The sequence below is a fragment of the Methylocaldum sp. genome (genome assembly GCF_035627495.1).
Taxonomy (GTDB): Bacteria; Pseudomonadota; Gammaproteobacteria; order Methylococcales; family Methylococcaceae; genus Methylocaldum.
In genome coordinates this window covers 1-2,291 of the sequence record NZ_DASPLO010000015.1, presented here as the reverse complement: position 1 = coordinate 2,291, position 2,291 = coordinate 1, and the positions used below count along the sequence as shown (strand labels likewise).

1 protein-coding gene is annotated in these 2,291 nt (G+C 52.3%); it reads left to right on the top strand.

Annotated features, from left to right (window positions below; genetic code table 11):
* Window positions 1-936: 936 nt before the first annotated feature.
* Entirely contained in the window at window positions 937-2,031 is a 1,095-nt protein-coding gene (locus VEB01_RS01675) for a tetratricopeptide repeat protein (protein WP_324872372.1), read from the top strand.
* Window positions 2,032-2,291 lie beyond the last annotated feature (260 nt).

Sequence of the window (2,291 nt, the reverse complement as noted above, 5' to 3'; positions counted from 1 at the left end):
GGCTCTCTTGGCTTCATGCAACCCACCCGAATTTGCAAGAAATCGAAATCAAATGACCGGTTTTCTTGCAAATTGTACCAGCCAATATGCAACGAATCCGTATATGTGTCAGTGTGTTAGAAATACTTCAGGGCTGACTAGATATGAAAATGCTCTAGCCGCGCCGCCCGAGCAAAGAATCACGTTCATTGACCCGAGGCGGAACACGAAAATGCGCTGCCGCCTGTCCTGCAAAGCGGGTATCAAGCGATAACTGAGATAACGAGAATGACGACACAATATGACGAAAAACAGGTGAGCTCCTTAGTGCGAGCTCTGATTTGGGATGGGATTTGTTTGCTCGGCGATACAGCCACCCCGGATTCAGTGGCTGACTACGTTATGAAGCGATTCGATCCGGATGGCAAGCTATCTTCGCTTATGGCACATGCGGCTTGGAGCGGAGCGCGACAGCTAGCTGTCGAAGAAATGGCCTGGCAGGACTCAGGGCCCAACGCCGCCCGAACTCGGAACGGATTAAGTGCGGAGGCCGCCAGGCTGCAGCTCGAAGCCGCGATATCGCGTGCAAAAACAGAGGCGCAGAAAGCCATAGCCCATTTGCCAAAAGACGCCAGTTCCGGAATGTAAGCCGTACGTTCAAGATATCTGCTCGAATACCGTCTAGCGCTAACGGAATCATCACGCAGCCATCATTGAAGCTCCTTGATCAGCTTGTCGCTTGCAATATCAACTATATAAGGGTCTTTGATAGCCACAAGCTCTCCCACTTCGGATGTGAATTTTTCACAGACTCACAAGCTATTTTCGATTCTAATCGTCGCACCAGGGAGGTTACGGGTCAGGGATGACCCAGGGATGCGAGCATCAGCACCGGGAATCTCCAATGAGAGAAGTGCCGCTAGCACAGGCGGACCAACTAATCAGGCGGAGTAGGCCGTGCCACATTGCGACATCTTTATCAGCTACGACCGTAACTCCGCCGCCGCTCCGGCATTAGTCCTCTATCGGCACCTTTGCCGCTATTTTCATCAAGAGCGAATCTACATTGACCACGAGGATATCCGATCGGAAAACCTGCACCCCGAGCAATTAGACGAATATATCCGCCAATCTAAAGTAGTTCTGTTTCTGATTACCGGCGATTGGATAAGTACCATAACAGTCGACAACGCCCACGATATCCATACCCCTCAACCCGATCGCCTATTGCACGAGATCGCGCTGACGCTAAACAGCGGCCGGACGTTTATTCCCATTCTATACGACGGTGCATCTATACCTTTTGGCACACATCTTCCCACTGCCTTGAGAGAACTCGCTATGTACAGCGGGTTTGCATTGAGCGGAAAAGATAATGAGTCACAGATCGTTGAATTGGCGCGCCTGATCGCCAAGGTGCCGGGAATCGCGGAACCGCGGCTGGATATCGACAATTCAATTCGGCCCGCTCCTTCGTCCGATGACGAGGATTTGCCTGAGCAAGCTGCCGAACCGACCGCAGAGGCGACAACCCGAACAGCTACCTCGACACTCGCCTACGATTCGTTTCAGGAAGGCCATATCAGCGAACCTAGCGCGCCTGGCTTCGTGAGCTCCGACGATCTCGATAAGGTGACGTCAATACATAATGAGGCTGAATCGCTCTGGCTCGAAGGCGACCTTACCAAAGCTCGGATACTTGAGGAAAAGGCGCTTGGCATACGTTATCAGGTCCTTGGAAAAGAACATCCGGACACGTTAACGGCCTTATGCAACTTAGCCGAGATGTTCTGGGCACAAGGCGATCTCGCTAAGGCGAAAGCGTTACACAAGCAAGTATTGGATATCCGGAGACACACGCTGGGCGATCGGCATTCCGACACGACGGCTTCCGCTTGGAATCTTTTTCTGATTTTGACACAGGCATTCGATCATGGCGCAGCCGGGGATGTCATACAACAATACCTAAGTTGGCTACAGGACAGCGACCCGAAAGAGCTTTCTCCGGAACAACGGAGAATCCGCGACATGATCCTCCAATTCTTCGCATAAGATTGCCGGATGCCTGCCCCGAAGTAGTTTTCCTACAAAGACCGGTCCCATCGCCTAAGCAATGCGCTACGAGCCCTTTAGGGCGCCTCGAAAAATCTGTCTGCTGAGATAATGGCTATCTCTCAACCCATGCAAGAAGCCCCGCCATGAAGATCAAAGAGAGCCTGTTTGCTGCTGAGGAACGAGAAGCCAAGCTCGACCGACTCGGAGATGTGTTGCAGGTGCTGGAGAAGCATGTCGATTTTGCCGCGCTGGCCGCC